The organism is Micromonospora sp. NPDC048169, from assembly GCF_040652815.1.
In the GTDB taxonomy this organism is placed as follows: Bacteria; Actinomycetota; Actinomycetes; order Mycobacteriales; family Micromonosporaceae; genus Micromonospora.
The window spans coordinates 181,970-200,146 of sequence record NZ_JBEZMS010000009.1 but is presented as its reverse complement, the minus strand read 5'-3'; the positions used below and the strand labels follow the sequence as shown (position 1 = coordinate 200,146).

Genomic DNA, 18,177 nt, shown 5'->3' with positions numbered 1-18,177 from the left:
ACCCCGGCCCGCACCATGATCTCCACGGCCGACTCGGAGAACGTGTGCACCGCCGCGCGTACCCCGGCGGCGTGTGCGGCGGCATGCGGGTGCAGGCCGAACGCGACCGCGACGCGGCCCGGCACGAACTGCGCACGGTACGCACCGAACGCGACGCCGAACGCCGCCGCGCGGGCGAGCTGACCGCCGAGCGGGACGCCGCCCGCGCCGACGCCGAGCGGGCCACCCGATCCGCCGCCGAGGCCCTGGACCGGGCCGAACAGTCCCGCGCCGAGGCCGACCGGGCCCGCGCCGAGGCGCAGGCCGCCCAGGGCCGGGCCGCCGAGGCGGACCGTTCCGCCCGGGCCGCGACCGAGCGGGCCGACGCACAGGCCGCCGCCGCACAGCAGGCCCGGGCCGAGCGGGACCGCGCCGACACTGCGCTGGAACGCGTCCGCGCCGAGGCTTCCGCCGCCGTCGAGCGGGCCCGCGCCGAGACGGCCGCTGCGGTGGAGCAGGCCGCCGCCCGTACCGCCGAGCGGGACGCGCTGGCAGCGGAGCTGGCCGAGGCGCGGCGGGCCGCGAGCGCCGCCGAGGCCCGGGCGGCCGACCTGGCCGCGCGGACGGCGACAATCGAGGCGGACCGGGACGCCGCGCAGCGCCGGGCCGGGCAGCTCGCCGACCAGGTGAGCGATCTGGCGACGGCGCTGGCGCGGCTCGGCACGCGTACCGGCTGAGCGGCCACGGGCTGGGAACGGGGCAGCGCCGCACCCGGCCCGGCGGCGAGGATCAGGGCATGGGAAAGACGTACGAGCGCATCGACGGCCGGCTGCGGGACTTCGTCGAGGCGCAGCCGATGTTCTTCGTGGCCACCGCCCCGCTGTCAGGTGACGGCACCGTCAACCTGTCTCCGAAGGGGCTGCGCGGCTGCTTCGCGGTGCTCGACGAGCACACCGTGGCGTACCTCGACTTCGCCGGCAGCAACGCCGAGACCATCGCCCACCTGCGGGAGAACGGCCGCATCACGCTGATGTGGTGCGCGTTCGCCGGCCCGCCGAACATCGTGCGGGTGCACGGGCGCGGCGAGCCGGTGTTCCGCGACGACCCGCGCTGGCCCGACCTGCTAACCCACTTCCCCGACATCGACCCCGGCCCGCACGGCCTGCGGGCGATCATCGTGGTGCACGCCGAGCTGATCCGCGACACGTGCGGTTACGCGGTGCCGTTCATGACCTACGACGCCGACCGGGACCTGCACGAGCGCCGGTTCGCCCGGGAGGACGACACCTCGCTGAGCGCGTACTTCGCCGGCAAGGACCACGTGGCCACCAGCATCGACGGGCTGCCCGGGCTGCCGTTGCCGCTGCCACCGACCCCGGCGGTGTGAGCCCGGTCAGTGGATGCCGGCCATCAGGTGCCGGATCTGGCGGGTGAACATCACCGCGGCCAGGCCCAGCACCACCGAGGCCAGCCCGAAGGTCAGGAAGTACACCGGCTGGGACCAGGTGCCGGCCAGTCGCGCCACCTGACCGCCGATGGCGTCACCGACCGCGGTGGCCAGGAACCACAGGCCCAGCATCTGGCTGGCGTACTTGACCGGGGCGAGTTTCGTGGTGGCGGACAGGCCGACCGGGCTCAGCGACAGCTCACCGGCGACCTGGATCGCGTACACCGCGACCAACCACAGCGGTGAGACCAGGTCGCCACCGACGGCTGCCCGCGCGGCGGCGGCCATCAGCACGAACGACAGGCCGTTGAGCACCAGGCCGACGGCGAACTTCGTGGGCGTGGACACCCGGTGGCCGAGTTTGAGCCACAGCGCGGCGGCCAGCGGCGCGCCGATGATGATCAGGATCGGGTTCACCGACTGCAGCCAGGACGCCGGGAACGTGAACCCGCCCACCGACCGGTCGGTCTGGTCGGCGGCGAAGATGTTCAGCACCGACCCGGCCTGGTCGTAGATGAGCCAGAACGCGGCGGCGAACAGGAACAGCCACACGTACGCCTTCATCCGGCTGCGTTCGGTGGCGCTGATCTCCCGGTCGGTGAGGATCCGCGCGAAGTAGCCGACCGTCACCAGCACCGTCACCACGGTCAGCAGGTTGACCACCGTGTCGACGGTGAACCAGCCGGCCAGCAGCAGCACCAGCAGCACGGCGAGCAGCACGACGCTCGCCACGCCGACGCGGGTCAGCGCGCGCCGCCGGTCCGCGCCGAGCAGCGGGTCCGCCGGGCGGGCACCCGCGTCGCCCAGGTTGCGGCGGCCGAGCACGTACTGGAGCACACCGAAGGTCATGCCGACCGCCGCGGCGCCGAACCCCAGATGCCAGTTGATCTTCTCGCCCAGGAAGCCGGTGATCAGCGGGGCGATGAACGCGCCCAGGTTGATGCCCATGTAGAAGATGGAGAACCCGGCGTCGCGGCGCGGCGAGTCCCGCTCGTACAGGTCGCCGACCATGGTGGAGATGTTCGGCTTGAGCAGGCCGGTGCCGGCCACGATCAGCGCCATGCCGGCGAACACGCTCCACCCGGTCGGGATCGCCATCACGTAGTGGCCGGCGGCGATCACCACGCCGCCCCAGAGCACGCTGCGGCGCGCGCCGATCAGCCGGTCGGCGACCCAGCCGCCGGGCAGCGCCATCAGGTAGACCATGGCGTTGTAGGTGCCGTACACGGCGTTGGCGCTGGACTCGCCGAGGTCCAGGCCGCCGTCGGCGACCGCGGCGGTCAGGTACAGCACCAGGATCGCCCGCATGCCGTAGAAGCTGAACCGCTCCCACATCTCGGTGAGGAAGAGCGTGGACAGCGCGCGGGGATGACCGAAGAAGGTCTTCCCGGCGGGCGGTCGGGCCCCGACCGGCGCGTCACTGCTCATCGTCACCTCCGGCACGCAAACAGGTGGGTAACATCCCCGTTGGCAGGCGAAACACTCCACCGATTCGGCCCGGCCGGGGACGACCCCGCCGGGCAGCTGTCATGGCCGGTTACCCTTGACACTCCCGACCCGCGTACGGCCCTGCCGCCGTGGCCCCGGGGAATGGGCGAGCGGTCACCGGCCGTTACACCCGAAGACCAGCACCACGAACGAGGGGAAGTCGATCATGGGCGAGCGCATGCTGCGCGGTAGCCGGCTGGGCGCGGTCAGCTACGAGTCCGACCGCAACACGGAGCTCGCGCCACGCCAGACCCGCGAGTACCTCTGCGCCAAGGGCCACCAGTTCGAGGTGCCGTTCGCCGTCGACGCCGAGGTCCCCACGACCTGGGAGTGCAAGTTCGACGGCAGCGTCGCCCGCCTGGTCGACGGCACCGAGCCGGAGCAGAAGAAGGCCAAGCCGCCGCGTACCCACTGGGACATGCTGCTGGAGCGGCGCTCGATCGCCGAGCTGGAGGACATCCTCGCCGAACGGCTCCAGGAGGTCCGTACCCGCCGGGGTCGTGCCTGACCGTCTGTAACGCGCGGAAACGCCCCCGGGATCACCCGGGGGCGTTTCGCTGTCTCCACGCGCCTCAGCGGTCGACGATCTCACCCTCGATGGCCTTGCCCGGGTCGGTGACCGGCTGCGGCGACGAGGCCGGGGCGGGCTCCGGGGCCGGCTGCGGCGCACCCCGGTACACACGCACCCGGCGCGGGCCGAACAGGTCACCGGCGACCATCGACGACACGCGCCGCTCGGTGGCCCGGCGCACCCCGCCGCCGGCCAGCCGGCGCAGCGGCGGCACCAGCAACAGCAGCCCCACCACGCCGCTGAACAGGCCCGGCAGCGCCAGCAGCAACGCACCCAGCAGGCCGATCAGCCCGTCGGTCACCTCGGGGCCCGGCGGCCGGCCGGCCTGTGCCGCGGCGCGGAAGCCGCGCCACGCCCGCATGCCCTCGCGGCGCAGCAGCACCAGGCCCAGCAGGGACGCCCCGAACACCAGCAGCACCGCCACGCCGAACCCGACGGCCCGGCCGACCAGCACGAAAACGGTCAGCTCCAGCAGCGCGAGCAGCAGCAGGGCCGGTGGTACGAACTTCAGTCCTCGGCGCATCTCACCTCATCCGACCGGGGTCATCACGCCCGTCAAGCATGACACGCCCTCGCTCAAGGCCAGCGCGCGAGCGCATCCGGGCGCGACGGCGTGGCCGCCAGGCGGTCCCGCACGCCCCAACGGGTGACCCGCCACAGCGCCTCCGCCACGATCAGCGGGCTCATCTTGCTGTCGCCGTGTTCCCGCTCGGCGAACGTGATCGGCACCTCCACGATCCGCACCCCGGCCCGGTGCGCCAGCCGCGACAGCTCCACCTGGAACGCGTACCCCTGGGACCGCACCGAGTCCAGGTCGATCGCGTCCAGCGCGCTGGACCGGTACACCCGGTAGCCGCCGGTGGCGTCGCTGACCGGCATGCCCAGCGCCAGCCGCGCGTACAGGTTGCCGACCCGGGACAGCAGCAGCCGCCGCCACGGCCAGTTCAGCACCCGCGCGCCACGCGTCCACCGGGAGCCGATCACCACGTCGGCGTCGCGGGCGGCGTGCAGCAGCGCCGGCAGGTCCTCCGGGGCGTGCGAGCCGTCGGCGTCCATCTCCACCACCGCGTCGTAGCCGCGTGCGCGCGCCCAGGCGAACCCGGCCAGGTAGGCCGCGCCGAGCCCTTCCTTGCCGGCCCGGTGCAGCACGTGCACCCGCGGGTCGCCGCCGGCGATCCTGTCGGCGATCGCGCCGGTGCCGTCGGGGCTGTTGTCGTCGGCGACGAGGACGTCCACCGCCGGCGCCGCCTCGCGTACCCGGGCGACGATGCGCCCGACGTTGCCGGCCTCGTTGTAGGTGGGGATGACCACCAGGACCCGTCCCACCCCGGGATGCCCGACCGTCCGCCTGTCGGCTGCCACGCCCACCGTCGCACCACCTCTCGTCGGCTCAGCCGGGAGCGACCTCCCGGCGCCGGCGCAGCACCGCCGCGCCGGCCAGGGCCGCGACCGCCAGCGCCGTCAGCGCCACCTCCGGCCACACTCCGGCCGTGGTCGCCGGGGTACGCCCGTCTCCGAGTTCCATCTGCCGCACCACCACAGCAGCGGTGTTGAACCCGGTCGCACCGTCTACCCGCCCGTCCGGGGAAACGAACCCGGACACCCCGACCGTGGAGGCCATCAACGCGGCCCGGCCGTGCTCCACGGCCCGCAGCCGCACCATCGCCAGCTGCTGGCGGGCCTCGGCCACGTCGAACGTGGCGTTGTTCGTCTGCACCACCAGCAGCTGCGCGCCGCCGGTGACCGTGTCGCGGACGATGCCGTCGTAGGCGACCTCGAAGCAGATCACGTCGCCGAGCACGGCCGGGCCGGTGTTCAGCACGCCGGGACGGTCACCGGCGACGAAGTCGGACCGGACCCGGTCGACCTGGGAACTGACCTTGCGGGCGATGGACCGCAACGGCACGTACTCGGCGAACGGCACCGGATGCCGCTTCGTGTACACCTGGTCCAGATCCGGGCCGGTTCCCGGCCGCCACAGCAGCCCCGCGTTGCGCACCTCACCCTGGCCGGGACCGACCAGCACCGCACCGACCAGGATCGGCGCGCCGATCGCGTCGGCCGCCCGGGAGATCCGCTCCCCCGCGCCCGGGTTGCGCAACGGGTCGATGTCGCTGGAGTTCTCCGGCCACACCACCACGTCGGGGCGGTCCTGCCCGCCCTCGGCGACCCGCCGCGCCAGCTCCAGCGTCGCGTCGACGTGGTTGTTCAGCACCGCCTGCCGCTGCGCGTTGAAGTCCAGCCCGAGGCGCGGCACGTTGCCCTGCACGATGGCGACGGTGACGGTGTCGCCCGCGCCGCGTACCCCTGTCGGCACGGCCGTGCCGGCGGCGAGCAGCGCCACCAGCGCGGCGGTGAGCCCGGCCACCGGCCGCCACTGCCCGGGCGCGCGCCGCCAGTCCCGCCACGCGGCGGTGACCAGCAGCCCACCGGCGACCGCGACGGCGAACGTGACCAGCGGGGCGCCGCCGAGCGCGGCCAGCTTCAACAGCGGCGAGGTGTCCTGGCTGAACGCCAGCCGCCCCCACGGGAACCCGCCGAACGGGGTGCGGTCACGCAGCGCCTCCTGCCCCACCCACAGCACACCGGTGAGCAGCGGCCACGCCGCCCGGTGCCGGTCGGCGAGCGGCGACACCCACGCGGCGGCGGCGCCCAGCAGCGCCAAATAGGCGGCCTGCAGCAGCGACAGCAGCGCCCACGGCAGGTAACCGGTGTGCAGGTTGGTCCACTCCAGCAGCGGCGCGAACAACGCCACCCCGGTCAGAAAGCCCAGCCCGGCGCCGGCGCGCAGCCGCCGCCGGTGCACCGCGGCGGCCAGCAACGCCACACCGACCGGCGCCAGGGGCCACCACCCGTACGGCGGGAACGCCAGCAGCAGCGCCACCCCGGCCAGCACGGCGGCCGGCACGGCGAGCGTCAGCGGCAGGGGACGCGTGCCGCCGTCACCGGGTGCCCCGTCGGTGGCACGCGGCTGTTCCCGGTCCAGCGTCGTCACCGGCACCTCCCCACGATCACGGGCCGAAGGCTACCCGCCCGGACCGTCGCGGGACCGAACCGGTGTGGGGCGTGCCACCGCCCGCGCGCGGACAGGCGACAATCGGGCGCATGCGGTTCGGTGTGCTCGGCGCGACCCAGGCGTACGCCGCCGACGGCAGCGTGCTGCCCGTCACCGGCGGGCGGCTGCGCGCGCTGCTGGTGCTGCTCCTGCTCGACGCCGGCCGCACCGTGGCGCCGCGGCGCCTCGTCGACGGCGTGTACGGCGACCGGCCGCCCGGGCAGGCCGCGAACGCGTTGCAGTCGCAGGTGTCGCGGCTGCGCCGGCTGCTGCCCGGCGTGCCCGTCGAGTTCGGCCCGGCCGGCTACCGGCTGGCGATCGATCCGCAGCGGGTCGACGTGCACCGGTTCACCGGCCTGGCCGGGGCCGGGCGGGCCGCGCTGGCCGCCGGTGATCCGGCCGGCGCGGCGGCGCTGCTGCGCGACGCGCTGGCCCTTCGGCAACCCGGGCCTGGGCGGGGACACATGGCCGGCCCGGCACGCGCTGGAACTGGCGATCGCCTGGCCGCTGGCGCTGATCGCGGTGGCCGCCCCGGCTGCGGTGCGCCGCTACCGGCGGCTGGGCCGCTGACACGGGGGACATCGGGGGGATGAAATCGGGGCGCGGCCGAAGCCGCGCCCCGATGCTCCCAGGCCCTTCCCGGCCGGTGGGGCGAAGACGATCGGCGCCGACCTTCGGACCGACCCGACGTGGACTGGCTGCCCCCGCCTGGCCGTTGTCTACTGGCCGTGCCTCTCACCCTGCCCGTACACCGGTAACCGCGGCCGGTTCGCGCCGCCCCGCCGACCCCCGCCCGCTGGACCTGGCCGCCGCAACCTTCCGGTCGCTCGGCCAGCGGACGAAGGGACGAAGCGAACAACAGCCGCTTCCCGTGGTAGGACTCAAAGACGGTACGGCGTAGACCCCCGCCGCTGTCAACCCACCCGGGCCTGTCGTGTGTTGCGACACGGCGTGTCGCGTCGGCGCGTCTCGATTCCCGAGCCCGGTTCAGGCGCCCAGGTGGTGCCGCAGCACCGCCGCCGCAGCACCCGGATGATCGTCGGCGAGCAGCCCCGCGGCGGCCAGCACGTAGTCCACGTCGACGACCGGCCGCGCCGCCCGCGGCAACGCCCACCCGCCGGCATGGTCGGTGAGCACCGCGTCGAGCACCGCCGCCGCGTCACCTGGATCGGCGTGCCGCAGCACCCCACCGGAGCCGACGAGCAGCTTCACCTCCCGCAGGTCCCGCCCGGCCCGCTCCCCCGTCGCCGCACCCCGCGCGTGCCGCCGCAACGCCACGGTCGCGGCCAGCGCGGCGATACGCCGGTCCACGGCCCGCTCGCCGTCACCGGCGGGCAGGAACCCCGGGTCGGCGGCCCGGACCGCCGCCGCTGCCACCAGCTCCGCCTCGTCGGCCGGGTCGAGCAGCCGCTCCTCGACCGCCGCGCGCACCACACCCGGCGCGCTCCACCGCATGCCCAGGTCCCCCTCGACGGTGCGGGCCCGCCACAGCGTCCCGGCGACCTCCTGACTCGGGCCGCTGTCCCGCTCGTCGGGGGTGAGCACCGAGTACACGTCGGTGGTCGCCCCACCCACGTCCACCACCGCGAGGTCACCGCCGAGCGTGCCGGCGAGGACCTCCACGCCGGTGAGCACCGCGTCCGGGGTGGCGGCGCGGACCAGCCGCGCGAACCGCGTACCCCGGGACAGCTTCTTGCCGCCGATGACGTGCCGCAGGAACGCCTCCCGGATCGCCGCCCGCGCCGGCGCCGGCTCCAGCACCCCGATGCGCGGCAGCACGTTGCCCGCCGCCGTCACCGGCACCCCCGCGCCCGCCAGCAGCGCGCACAGCTCGTCCCGCACGTCGGCGTTGCCCGCCAGGACCACCGGCACCCGGAAACGGGCCCTCGCCAGCCGCGTCGCGTTGTGGGTGACCGTCTCGGCGTCCCCGCCGTCGGTGCCACCCACAAGCAGCACCACGTCCGGGCGGGCCGCCCGCAACGCCGCCACGTCCGCGCCCGACATCCGGCCCGCCGCCACGTGCACCACGTTCGCGCCCGCCGACAGACCGACCCGCCGGCCCGCCTGAGCGGTGACGAGGGGCTCGTAACCCACGACCGCGAGGCGCAGCCCACCCCCGGCCGACGAACACACGTACCAGGGCACCTCAGCGACCCCGGCCGACGCGGTGGCCGCGCCGACCGCGGCGTCCAGGCCGTGCAGCACATCGGTGCCCACCGTGGTGGGCGCCGACGCCGCCGCGACCAGCCGGCCGCCGTCGAGGTCCACCACCGCGGCCTTCGTGTACGTCGACCCGACGTCGGCGCAGACGACGACCGGCCCGCTCCTCGCGCTCACGCCGACGCTGGCACGACCACCGTGCCGGTCGCGGTGACCGCCACGATCGGCTCGTCGAGCACCTCGGCGGCCGACTCGCCCCTGTCCGGGCGGCCCCGGCACACCACAGTCGCGGCGAAGTCGATGGTGCGGCTACGCGTGCCCACCCGGGTCACCGTCGCCGTCACCTCCAGCACGTCACCGGCCTTCATCGGCGCCCGGAACTGCACATCGGCGTACGACGCGAACAACCCCTCGTCACCGTCGGTGCGGATGCACACCTCGGTCGCCACGTCACCGAACAACCCCAGCGCGTACGCCCCGTCGACCAGGTTGCCCGCGTAGTGGGCGTGGGAGTACGGCACATACCGGCGGTGGACGACGGTCAGACCGACACGGGAATCGCTCATCAGGTGTTCGCCTTCCTGGAGGTGATCAGGGCATGCACGAGGTAACTGGCGACCTCACCCGGGGTGGTGCCACGGCCGAAGATCCGGTCCACGCCCAGCTCACCGGTCATCGTCTCGTCGAAGCGCGGCCCGCCGACGATCAGCAGCGGCCGGCGCCCGGCCGGCATCGCCTCCCGGAACGCCGCCGACATCTCCCGCGTGTTGTGCAGGTGCGCGTCGCGCTGCGTCACCACCTGCGACACCAGCACCGCGTCCGCCTTCTCCCGCCGGGCCGCCTCGACCAGCTCCGGCACACTCACCTGCGCGCCGAGGTTCGTGACCTTCAGCTCCCGGTAGTACTCCAGGCCCTTCTCGCCGGCGATGCCCTTGACGTTGAGGATCGCGTCGATGCCCACGGTGTGCGCGTCGGTGCCGATGCAGGCGCCCACCACCGACAGCTTGCGGCGCAGCCGCCGCTTCACCACCGCGTTGACCTCCTTGGCTGACAGCAGCGGATAGTCACGCTCCACCACCTGCACCTTCGCCAGGTCCACCAGGTGGTTCACCCGCCCGTACACCACGAAGAACGTGAACCCGTCGCCGATCGGCTTGGCGTGCACCAGCATCGCCGGGTCCATGCCCATCTTGTTTGCGAGCTGCACCGCCGCGCCCTCGGCCCGCTTGTCGTGCGGCACCGGCAACGTGAACGACACCTGCACCATGCCGTCACCTGTGGTGTCCCCGTACGGCCGCACGACCGTCTTCTCGCTCATGCCGCCGCTCCCCTCCCGCTCAACGCCGGCTGCTCCAGGATCTCCGTGGCCGGGTTGTAGTAGTCCGCCTCGTGCCGCGCCACCCCGTCCAGGCCCTTGCCCCGGTCCGCCGGCCGCTTCATGATCCCGAACGTGCCCTCGGCGATCGCCGTCAGCAACGACTGGTCCCCGATGCGCTCCAGCAGGTCCACCGCCTCACCGAGCACCCGGTGCGCCCGCGCCTGGATGAACCCGCCCGGCGCCGGCACGAAGTCCTCGTGCAACCCGCCCGCCGCGCCCAGCACGTACCGCACGTTCTGCAGGGCGATGTCCCGGTCCGACAGCCACGGCGTCACCACCGCCTCGGTCATCATCCCCACCAGCAGGATCCCCTGCCCGGTCATCGTGCCCACCAGGTTGAAGAACCCGTCCAGCAGGTTGCCCCGGAACACGTCACCGGTCATGTGCTTCGTCGGCGGCATCCACTTCAACGGCGCGTCAGGGAACAACTCCCGCGCCAGCAACGCGTGCGCCAGCTCCAACCGGAACGACTCCGGCACATCCGGGTTGATCTCGAACGCGTGCCCCAGCCCCAGCTGCCAGTCCGCCAGCCCCGCCTCGTGCGCGAAGAACTCGTTCAGCAACTGCGACACCGTCACCGTGTGCGCCTCGTCCACCGCGTCCGCGGTGGTCAGGTAGTTGTCCTCACCGGTGTTGATGATGATCCCCGCCCGCGCGTGCACCTGCCGCGAGAACCGCTGGTCCACGAACGTACGGATCGGGTTGATGTCGCGGAACAGGATTCCGTACATCGAGTCGTTGAGCATCATGTCCAGCCGCTCCAGGCCGGCCAGCGTCGCCATCTCCGGCATGCACAGACCCGACGCGTAGTTCGTCAACCGCACATACCGGCCCAGCTCCCGCGACGACTCGTCCAGCGCCGCCCGCATCAACCGGAAGTTCTCCTGCGTCGCGTACGTACCAGCGAACCCCTCCCGGGTCGCCCCCTCCGGCACGTAGTCCAGCAGCGACTGCCCCGTCGACCGGATCACCGCGATCACGTCAGCGCCCGCCCGCGCCGCCGCCTGCGCCTGCGGAATGTCCTCGTAGATGTCACCCGTCGCCACGATCAGATAGATCCACGGCCGCCGCGCCGGATCCCCGAACCGCTTCACCAGGCGATCCCGCTCCGCACGCCGCCGATCGATGCTGCGCACCCCCGCCGCCACCGCCTTACGCGACGCCCGCCGCGCAGCCGTCGCCGCCTTCCCCGACGGCTGCGCGAACCGCACCGACCCGGCCGCCGCCTTCTGCGCCAGCAACGTCACATCGGCGATGCCCTCACGCGCCAGCGCGTCGAACACCGGCGCCGCCACCCCGTGCCCCAGCCCCACATCGGCGACCACCGCGTCGACGAGGCGGTTCACCCACGGGATACCGTCCGGGTCCGCGCCGGACACCCCGGCCAGCCGCAGCACCGCCCGCTCCACCGACACCGTGGTGTGGCTGCGCGCCAGATCCACCACCGGCTGCCCCGCGCGACGCGCCAACTCCCGCGCCCGCGCCACCAGCGCCGGATCCAGCCCAAGCTTCCCTGTCACGAAGACCCTTCCTGATAGATCACATCACCGCGCAACACAGTGGCCCGGCACACCGGCAGCGGCGTCGGATCGTCCGCCCCCCGCAACTCCGGATCCTCCGCCAGCACCACCGGCAAACCCCGCTCCACGCCCGCCGGGGTGTCCCACACCGCGAACGTCGCCGGGGCCCCCAACGCCAGCACACCCTCGTTGTCCAGGTGCACCGCCCGCCACCCGCCGCGCGTGTGCGCCGCGAACGCCGCCCGCACACTCATCCGCTGCGCCGGATTGTGATGCGCCGCCGCCGCCCGCACCGACCCCCACGGATCAAGCGGCGTCACCGGCGAATCCGACCCGAACGCCAACGCCACCCCGACGCCGTGCATCGCACCCATCGGATTCGACTCCAACGACCGCGCCAACCCCAGCCGCGACTCGTACATCCGGCCCGCGCCGCCCCACAACCTGTCGAACGCCGGCTGCATGGACGCCACGATCCCGAACTCCACGAACCCGGCGATCAACGCCTTGCTCATGATCTCCGCGTGCTCCACCCGGTGCCGGGCCGCCCGCAACCGGTCCACACCCAGCGACCGCGCCGCCAGACCGAACCCCTCCAGCACCGTCCCGATCGCCGCGTCCCCGATCGCGTGGAACCCGCCCTGCAACCCGTGCGCCGCACAGTCCAGCAGATGATCACGGACCTGCTCCGCCGACACGTACCCGTGCCCGCACGCCCCCGCCTCACCGTCCAGGTACGCCGCCGACACGTGCGCCGTCCGCGACCCCAGCGCCCCGTCGGCGAACAGGTCACCACCCGCGCCCACCGCACCCAGCTCCCGGGCCTTCGCCGCGCCCAGCAGCTCACCCCAGTACCCGTACACCTCCGGCACCCCGGCCCCCGAGATCGCCAGCAGCCCGGTGAAGTCCTCCTCGTCGGAGATGTCCGGCCCACCGCACTCGTGCACCGCCGCGATACCCAGCGACGCCGCGTGCGTCAACGCCCGCCGCTGCGCCGCCACCCGCTGCGCCCGCGTCACCGACCCGAACGCCGCCGCCCGCACCACGTGATGCGCGTCGCGCCGCAACCACCCCGACGCGTCGTACCCGGCCGCCGACACCACCTCCGGGCACGCCGCCAGCAACTCCGCCGACACCAACGCCGAATGGATTGACGCCTGCGACAGATACACCCGCCGCCCACCGGCCGCCCGACCCAGCGCCGCCGCACCCGGCAACACCGCATCCGCCCAGCCCGACTCGTCCCAGCCGTGCCCCAGCACCACCGCGTCACCCGGCAGCCCCGCCGCGAACGCCGACACCGCCTCCAGCAACTCACCAGCCGACCGCACCGCCGACAGATCCAGCCCCGACAACGCCAACCCGGTATCCGTCGCGTGCACGTGCGCGTCCACGAACGCCGGCGTCACCAGCGCACCACCCAGCTCCACCACCCGGTCCGCGCGCGGCGCCTCCGCGTCCGTACCCAACCAGGCGATCCGCCCGTCGCGCACCAGCAGCGCCGTCGCGCTCGGGTCGGCCGGACAGTGCAGCACTCCGCCGCGATACAGCGTCGAGGGGTTCGTCATGGTGTCAGTCTGCCGAAAGACGCGCCTCGAACAGGCCGCGCACCCCCGGCTCGGCCCGCAACAGATCCAGCGCCAGCGCCGCGTGCCCCGGCACGTACCCGTTGCCCACCAGCATCGTCACGTCCGCCGCCAGGCCCTCCGCGCCCAACGCCGCCGCCGCGAAACTCGTCGCCATCGAGAAGAAGATCACCGTACCGCCGTCCGCCGTGGCCAGCACCGCGCCGTGCTCACACCCCGGCACGTCCACGCACACCACAGTCACGTCCGCCGGCACACCCAGCGCCGTCGTCACCGCCGTCGACAACCCCACCGGATCCCGCGCGTCAGCCAGCGCCACCGCGTCGGCCAGCCCGGCCGCCGCCAGCGCCTCCCGCTCCGCTTCCACCGGAACCACCCCGACGGTACGGGCGGCACCCGCCCGCCGCGCCGCCGCGAGCGACAACGACCCGCTCTTGCCGGCACCGCCGATGACCGCCACCGACACCGGACGCGGATCACCCTCACGCGAGCGCCGCGCCACCTGCTCGGCCACCACCCGCGCCGTCAACGCCGGCGCCCCGCACACGTCCAGCACCGCCAGGGACAACTCCGGGTGCAGGTCCGGCGGCAGCACCGCCGCGATCGACCGGGCGAACAGGATCGCGTACCCCTCGCACGGCACCTGCTCGCTGCGCCCGTCCCACCGGGCCAGCCCGTCGGTGATCGTCAGCGGCGTCAACGTCAGCGACACGAGCGTCGCCACCCGGTCACCCGGCTTCAGCCCCAGCGGCGAGCGGCGGCCCGCCTCCTCGACGGTGCCGATCAGCATGCCGCCGGAACCGGTCACCGGGTTCTGCATCTTCCCCCGGGTCGACACGATCTCCAGCACCTCGGCGCGGACCTTGTCCCCGTCGCCGCCGTGCTTCTCCGCCAGCTGCCGGAAACTCGCCGCGTCCAGGTTCAGCCGCTCGACCCGGATCCGCACCTCGTTCGCCGCGATCCGCGGGTCGGGGTCCAGCCGCCAGGCCGCCTGCGGGAGCACCCCCGCCGGTTCCACTACTCGGTGCAGACCCACCGGTGACGTCACGCCGACCCCCTATGTCCAGCCGCCCGAACCCCTGGTCAGGACTCGCGTCGCGGGAAAACTTCCGGCAGACTAATTTCTTCACCGCAGATTTTCCAGTAGCCTACGCATCCGTTGATCAACCCGCACGCTGACGAGGAGGGGCCGTGACCCAGACCCAACCGGTGGAGACCATCCCGACGCCCCGCCCCGCGCCGGTCGCCGTTCCGACCGCCGGCCAGCCCTACGAATACCGCCGCGCGCCCCTCGTCGAACCCGACTGGACCCGCTTCCCCGGCTGGCGCCACGTCACCCGCGACCAGTGGGAGAACGCCCAGTGGCAGCGGGTCAACTGCGTCAAGAACATCAAGCAGCTCCGCGCCGTCCTCGGCGACACCGTCGACGAGACGTTCTACGCCGACCTGGAGGCCGACCAGAAGGCGCTGGCGACCATGTCCATGCTGGTGCCGCCGCAGATGCTCAACACCATGGTGCCGTTTGAGCCGATGAGCACCGAGGCGCTGCTCGCCGACCCGATCCGCCGCTACATGATCCCGGTCGCCTCCGACCGGCGCACCGACTGGCCCTCGCACCCGTACGCCAGCCGCGACAGCCTCCACGAGCACGACATGTGGGTCGCCGAGGGGCTCACCCACCGCTACCCCACCAAGGTCCTCGCCGAGCTGCTCTCCACCTGCCCGCAGTACTGCGGCCACTGCACCCGCATGGACCTCGTCGGCAACTCCACCCCCGCCGTCGACAAGCTCAAGCTCACCCTGAAGCCCGTCGACCGCTACGACGCCCACATCACCTACCTCAAGGCCCACCCCGGCGTACGCGACGTGGTCGTCTCCGGCGGTGACGTCGCCAACGTGCCGTGGCGCAACCTCGAGTCGTACCTGATGCGCCTGCTGGAGATCGAGACGATCCGCGACATCCGGCTCGCCACCAAGGCGCTCATGGGCCTGCCCCAGCACTGGCTCCAGCCCGACGTGGTCGAGGGCCTCGAACGGGTCGCCCGCACCGCCGCCCGCCGTGGCGTCAACCTGGCCATCCACACGCACGTCAACCACGCCCAGTCGCTGACCCCGCTGGTCGCCAAGGCCGCACAGACCGCGCTCGACGTCGGCGTACGCGACGTGCGCAACCAGGGCGTGCTCATGCGCGGCGTCAACGCCACCAGCGCCGACCTGCTCGACCTCTGCTTCGCGCTTCAGGGCGAGGCGGGCATCCTGCCGTACTACTTCTACATGTGCGACATGATCCCCAACGCCGAGCACTGGCGCGTCCCGGTCTGGCACGCCCAGCAGCTCCAGCACGACATCATGGGCTACCTGCCCGGCTACGCCACCCCGCGGATCGTCTGTGACGTGCCGTTCGTCGGCAAGCGCTGGGTGCACATGCTCACCGACTACGACCGTGAGCGCGGCATCTCGTACTGGACGAAGAACTACCGCACCTCGATCGAGTCGGCCGACCTGGAGGCACTGAACAAGCGGTACGCCTACTACGACCCGATCGACACGCTGCCGGATGCCGGCCAGGCCTGGTGGCTCGCGCACCGCGACGACTGATCCCGGACACCCGACGGCGGGCCACCTCTGCGATGAGGTGGCCCGCCGTTCGCGTACTCACTTGGTGAAGGCGTCCTTGGCGTCGCGGCCGGCCTGCTTGGCGTGTTCCCCGGCCTGCCGGGCGCGCGCCGTGCTCTGCTCGGAGGCACCCTCGGCCCGCAACCGCTCGTTGTCGGTGACGTCGCCGATCCGCTCCTTGGCCATGCCGCTCATCTCCTGGGCCTTGTTCTTCGCCTTGTCGGTGAAGCTCATGTCGCCCTCCGATCGTCCGGCTGAGCCTTGCCCTTGTCGCGTCCCCGGTGCCGGTCGTCGCAAACGTTGTTGCCCGGCGCACATCGCGTAGGGCGTCCTAGGACAATAGGTTGAAGGTGGGCACCTACCGGCCCAGGTCACGCACCCGGTCCGTGACGGCGGTCAGGAACGCGGTGAGCGCCGGCGCCGGTGGCGTGTCCCGGGTGACAGCCACCAGGCGACGCCGGAGGTCGGTCTCGGCGATGCCACGGACCGCCAGCGCCGGGTCGTCCCCGGGCAGCGTCAGCGCCGGCATCAGGGCGACAGCGGCCCCGGCCCGGACCAGCTCCAGCTGCACGTCCGCATCGCTGGAACGGTGCCGCAGGTCCGGTTCGTAGCCACCGAGACGGCGGCACGTCCCGACCACCATGGCGTGGTGCCCGGTGCCCTCGGCGGAGGCGGTCCACACCTCGGACCGCAGGTCGGTGACCGCTACGTGTCCCCCGGGCCGGGCGAGACGATGAGCGGCGGGAAGCACGAGCCGCAAGGGCTCCTCGAGCAGGAGCGTGAAACGGAGCCCCGCCGGCCGAGGTCGGGGCTGGCTGTCGTACTCGTCGCCGATGACCAGGTCGACACTGCCCAGGCGCAGGCCCGGCAGGGACTGTTCGAGTTCCAGCTCGAAGATCTCCACCCGGACCCGCGGGTGCTCGGCTCCCATCCGGGCGACGGCCGGCACGAGCAGGCGGCGCGCCGCCGACTGCAGGCCGCCCGCCCGGACGGTTCCCCGGACGTCACCGTCGAGGGCGGCCAGGTCCGCCTCCGCCGCCTCCGCCGCCGACAGCAGCACCCGGGCGTGCCGGGCGAGCACGTGCCCGGCCTCGGTGAGCCGTACGCCGCGACCCGCCCGGCCCAGCAGCCGGACGCCCACCTCCTTCTCCAGCAGGGCAAGCTGCTGCGAGACAGTCGACGGGCTGTAGCCCAGAGCCGCGGCGACAGCGGCCATCGTGCCGCGTTCCTCGAACTCCCGCAGGAAGCGCAACCGCCGCAGGTCCAGCTCGATCATGCGGGAATCCTAATGATTAAGCTGCGGAATTCATCGCTGGACCTGGGCAGTCGGCTCCGGTGATCCTTGGCGCGTGGGTGCCGCACTGTGTCTCCTGTCCGCCGCCTGTTTCGGCGCGATGGCCGTCTTCGGCAAGCTCGCGTACGACGCCGGCGTCTCCCCCACCGCGCTGCTGCTGGTGCGCTTCGGCCTGGCCGCCGTACTGCTCGGACTCGTCCTGCTCGCGCGGCCCGGCCTGCGCCGCGTGACACCGGGGCCGGGCGACGCGGGCGGCGGGCGGCCGGCGACGAGGCGCGGCCGGATCGCGGCGGTCGCCCTCGGGCTGGGCGCGGTCGGATACGCCACGCAGGCGAGCCTGTACTTCGCCGCACTGGAACTGATGGACGCGTCCCTGCTGGCGCTGATCCTCTACACGTACCCGGTCCTTGTCACAGTGGCGGCGGTGCTGCTCGGCCGGGACCGGCTCAGCCCGAGACGTGGCGCGGCGCTGGTGGCCGCCTCGGGTGGGACGCTGCTGGTGCTGCTCGGCGCCGGTGGCGCGGGCTTCCATCCGCTCGGGGCGCTGCTGGCCTTCGCCGCCGCCGTCACCTACACGGTCTACATCCTGGTCTCCGACACCGTCGTACACCGGCTGGCACCCGTGGCGCTGTCGGCGCTGGTGATGACCGGCGCCGCCGGCACCCTCGGCGGTCGCGCCCTGCTCACCGGCGGCGTCGACCTCAGCTTCGGGTGGCGCGGATGGTTCTGGCTGGCCGCCATCGCCGTGGTCTCCACGGTCGTGGCGATGCTGGCCTTCTTCGCCGGCCTGAAGCGGACCGGTCCGTCGACCGCGGCCATCCTGTCCACCTTCGAACCGGTGGTCACCGCCGCACTGGCCACGCTCACCCTCGGCGAGGCCCTGACCCCCGCGCAGCTCGCCGGAGGCGCGCTGGTGCTGGCCTCCGCCGCGGTCCTGCAACTGCGCCCCGGCCGCGCGCCGGACCGGGAACAGGCGCCAGGCCGGCCGGAGCCGGCACGCGACACCGAGCCCGCGCCGGCGACCCGGTAGCGCCGCCTTCCCGGTAAACCTTCGGCGGGCCGGCTCCGCCCCGGCGTGGTTGA

General features: G+C 73.4%; 17 protein-coding genes and 1 pseudogene. 6 read left to right on the top strand and 12 right to left on the bottom strand.

Going from position 1 to position 18,177, the window contains the following annotated elements; all coding sequences use genetic code 11:
* Together AB0D28_RS11350 and AB0D28_RS11345 are read left to right on the top strand one after the other, a co-directional pair.
* Positions 1-716 (top strand): annotated as a pseudogene (locus AB0D28_RS11350) (hypothetical protein); the annotation flags it as partial.
* 59 nt (positions 717-775) lie between these two features.
* On the top strand, positions 776-1,366 hold the full coding sequence (locus AB0D28_RS11345; RefSeq protein ID WP_357384640.1) for a pyridoxamine 5'-phosphate oxidase family protein: 591 nt from the start codon (positions 776-778) through the stop codon (positions 1,364-1,366).
* 6 nt (positions 1,367-1,372) lie between these two features.
* Here AB0D28_RS11345 and AB0D28_RS11340 read toward each other — a convergent pair whose 3' ends face one another.
* Positions 1,373-2,854 (bottom strand): peptide MFS transporter, encoded by a 1,482-nt coding sequence (locus tag AB0D28_RS11340; protein WP_357384638.1) that lies wholly within the window; start codon positions 2,852-2,854, stop codon positions 1,373-1,375.
* A 226-nt stretch (positions 2,855-3,080) separates the two neighbouring features.
* Between AB0D28_RS11340 and AB0D28_RS11335 the strand changes: the two genes are divergently transcribed.
* On the top strand, positions 3,081-3,422 hold the full coding sequence (locus AB0D28_RS11335; RefSeq protein WP_007070998.1) for an RNA polymerase-binding protein RbpA: 342 nt from the start codon (positions 3,081-3,083) through the stop codon (positions 3,420-3,422).
* Between the two features lie 64 nt (positions 3,423-3,486).
* On the opposite strand, the gene AB0D28_RS11330 is transcribed toward AB0D28_RS11335, so the two are convergent.
* From AB0D28_RS11330 to lnt, 3 genes are read right to left on the bottom strand one after another with little or no spacing between them, the layout of a single operon-like run.
* Entirely contained in the window at positions 3,487-4,008 is a 522-nt protein-coding gene (locus AB0D28_RS11330) for an FxsA family protein (RefSeq protein ID WP_357384636.1), read from the bottom strand.
* Between the two features lie 53 nt (positions 4,009-4,061).
* Positions 4,062-4,853 carry a polyprenol monophosphomannose synthase gene (locus AB0D28_RS11325; RefSeq protein ID WP_357384634.1) on the bottom strand — a complete coding sequence of 264 codons (792 nt, stop codon included), beginning with the start codon at positions 4,851-4,853 and terminating at the stop codon, positions 4,062-4,064.
* Positions 4,854-4,875: 22 nt separating this feature from the next.
* On the bottom strand, positions 4,876-6,480 hold the full coding sequence (gene lnt / locus AB0D28_RS11320; RefSeq protein WP_357384632.1) for an apolipoprotein N-acyltransferase: 1,605 nt from the start codon (positions 6,478-6,480) through the stop codon (positions 4,876-4,878).
* A 110-nt stretch (positions 6,481-6,590) separates the two neighbouring features.
* On the opposite strand from lnt, the gene AB0D28_RS11315 reads away from it, so the two are divergent.
* A complete protein-coding gene (locus AB0D28_RS11315; RefSeq protein ID WP_357384630.1) occupies positions 6,591-7,133 on the top strand; it encodes a helix-turn-helix domain-containing protein in 543 nt (180 codons plus the stop codon).
* Positions 7,134-7,527: 394 nt separating this feature from the next.
* Here the strand turns inward: AB0D28_RS11315 and AB0D28_RS11310 are convergent, their stop codons facing one another.
* From AB0D28_RS11310 to AB0D28_RS11285, 6 genes are read right to left on the bottom strand one after another with little or no spacing between them, the layout of a single operon-like run.
* Positions 7,528-8,877, bottom strand: a complete 1,350-nt coding sequence (locus AB0D28_RS11310) for a glutamate mutase L (RefSeq protein WP_357384628.1) — start codon at positions 8,875-8,877, stop codon at positions 7,528-7,530.
* Positions 8,874-9,266: a hotdog domain-containing protein gene (locus tag AB0D28_RS11305; RefSeq protein ID WP_357384626.1), complete on the bottom strand. Its 393-nt coding sequence runs from the start codon at positions 9,264-9,266 to the stop codon at positions 8,874-8,876. The genes AB0D28_RS11310 and AB0D28_RS11305 overlap by 4 nt, the downstream gene beginning before the upstream one ends.
* Positions 9,266-10,018: an OAM dimerization domain-containing protein gene (locus AB0D28_RS11300; protein WP_357384624.1), complete on the bottom strand. Its 753-nt coding sequence runs from the start codon at positions 10,016-10,018 to the stop codon at positions 9,266-9,268. Before AB0D28_RS11300 ends, AB0D28_RS11305 begins: the two co-directional genes overlap by 1 nt.
* Positions 10,015-11,598 carry a lysine 5,6-aminomutase subunit alpha gene (locus AB0D28_RS11295; protein WP_357384622.1) on the bottom strand — a complete coding sequence of 528 codons (1,584 nt, stop codon included), beginning with the start codon at positions 11,596-11,598 and terminating at the stop codon, positions 10,015-10,017. Before AB0D28_RS11295 ends, AB0D28_RS11300 begins: the two co-directional genes overlap by 4 nt.
* The gene (locus AB0D28_RS11290) at positions 11,595-13,166 is read right to left on the bottom strand and encodes an amidohydrolase family protein (protein WP_357384620.1); all 1,572 of its coding nucleotides are present in this window, start codon (positions 13,164-13,166) and stop codon (positions 11,595-11,597) included. Before AB0D28_RS11290 ends, AB0D28_RS11295 begins: the two co-directional genes overlap by 4 nt.
* Before the next feature lie 4 nt (positions 13,167-13,170).
* Positions 13,171-14,232, bottom strand: coding sequence for a zinc-binding alcohol dehydrogenase (locus tag AB0D28_RS11285; protein WP_357384618.1), 1,062 nt, complete (start codon positions 14,230-14,232; stop codon positions 13,171-13,173).
* Between the two features lie 143 nt (positions 14,233-14,375).
* On the opposite strand from AB0D28_RS11285, the gene AB0D28_RS11280 reads away from it, so the two are divergent.
* Entirely contained in the window at positions 14,376-15,782 is a 1,407-nt protein-coding gene (locus AB0D28_RS11280) for a lysine 2,3-aminomutase (protein WP_357384616.1), read from the top strand.
* Positions 15,783-15,839: 57 nt separating this feature from the next.
* On the opposite strand, the gene AB0D28_RS11275 is transcribed toward AB0D28_RS11280, so the two are convergent.
* Positions 15,840-16,034 (bottom strand): CsbD family protein, encoded by a 195-nt coding sequence (locus tag AB0D28_RS11275; protein ID WP_174534135.1) that lies wholly within the window; start codon positions 16,032-16,034, stop codon positions 15,840-15,842.
* Between the two features lie 124 nt (positions 16,035-16,158).
* Positions 16,159-17,076 carry a LysR substrate-binding domain-containing protein gene (locus AB0D28_RS11270; RefSeq protein WP_357384614.1) on the bottom strand — a complete coding sequence of 306 codons (918 nt, stop codon included), beginning with the start codon at positions 17,074-17,076 and terminating at the stop codon, positions 16,159-16,161.
* 73 nt (positions 17,077-17,149) lie between these two features.
* Between AB0D28_RS11270 and AB0D28_RS11265 the strand changes: the two genes are divergently transcribed.
* On the top strand, positions 17,150-18,124 hold the full coding sequence (locus tag AB0D28_RS11265; protein ID WP_357384612.1) for a DMT family transporter: 975 nt from the start codon (positions 17,150-17,152) through the stop codon (positions 18,122-18,124).
* The last annotated feature ends 53 nt before the right edge of the window (positions 18,125-18,177 follow it).

Excerpts from the sequence above, each read along its gene's own strand:
- AB0D28_RS11315 (WP_357384630.1), top strand. The coding sequence starts at position 6,591 with ATGCGGTTCGGTGTGCTCGGCGCGACCCAGGCGTACGCCGCCGACGGC.
- AB0D28_RS11340 (WP_357384638.1), bottom strand. The coding sequence starts at position 2,854 with ATGAGCAGTGACGCGCCGGTCGGGGCCCGACCGCCCGCCGGGAAGACC.
- AB0D28_RS11330 (WP_357384636.1), bottom strand. The coding sequence starts at position 4,008 with ATGCGCCGAGGACTGAAGTTCGTACCACCGGCCCTGCTGCTGCTCGCG.
- AB0D28_RS11345 (WP_357384640.1), top strand. The coding sequence starts at position 776 with ATGGGAAAGACGTACGAGCGCATCGACGGCCGGCTGCGGGACTTCGTC.
- AB0D28_RS11335 (WP_007070998.1), top strand. The coding sequence starts at position 3,081 with ATGGGCGAGCGCATGCTGCGCGGTAGCCGGCTGGGCGCGGTCAGCTAC.
- AB0D28_RS11300 (WP_357384624.1), bottom strand. The coding sequence starts at position 10,018 with ATGAGCGAGAAGACGGTCGTGCGGCCGTACGGGGACACCACAGGTGAC.
- AB0D28_RS11270 (WP_357384614.1), bottom strand. The coding sequence starts at position 17,076 with ATGATCGAGCTGGACCTGCGGCGGTTGCGCTTCCTGCGGGAGTTCGAG.
- AB0D28_RS11305 (WP_357384626.1), bottom strand. The coding sequence starts at position 9,266 with ATGAGCGATTCCCGTGTCGGTCTGACCGTCGTCCACCGCCGGTATGTG.
- AB0D28_RS11290 (WP_357384620.1), bottom strand. The coding sequence starts at position 13,166 with ATGACGAACCCCTCGACGCTGTATCGCGGCGGAGTGCTGCACTGTCCG.
- AB0D28_RS11275 (WP_174534135.1), bottom strand. The coding sequence starts at position 16,034 with ATGAGCTTCACCGACAAGGCGAAGAACAAGGCCCAGGAGATGAGCGGC.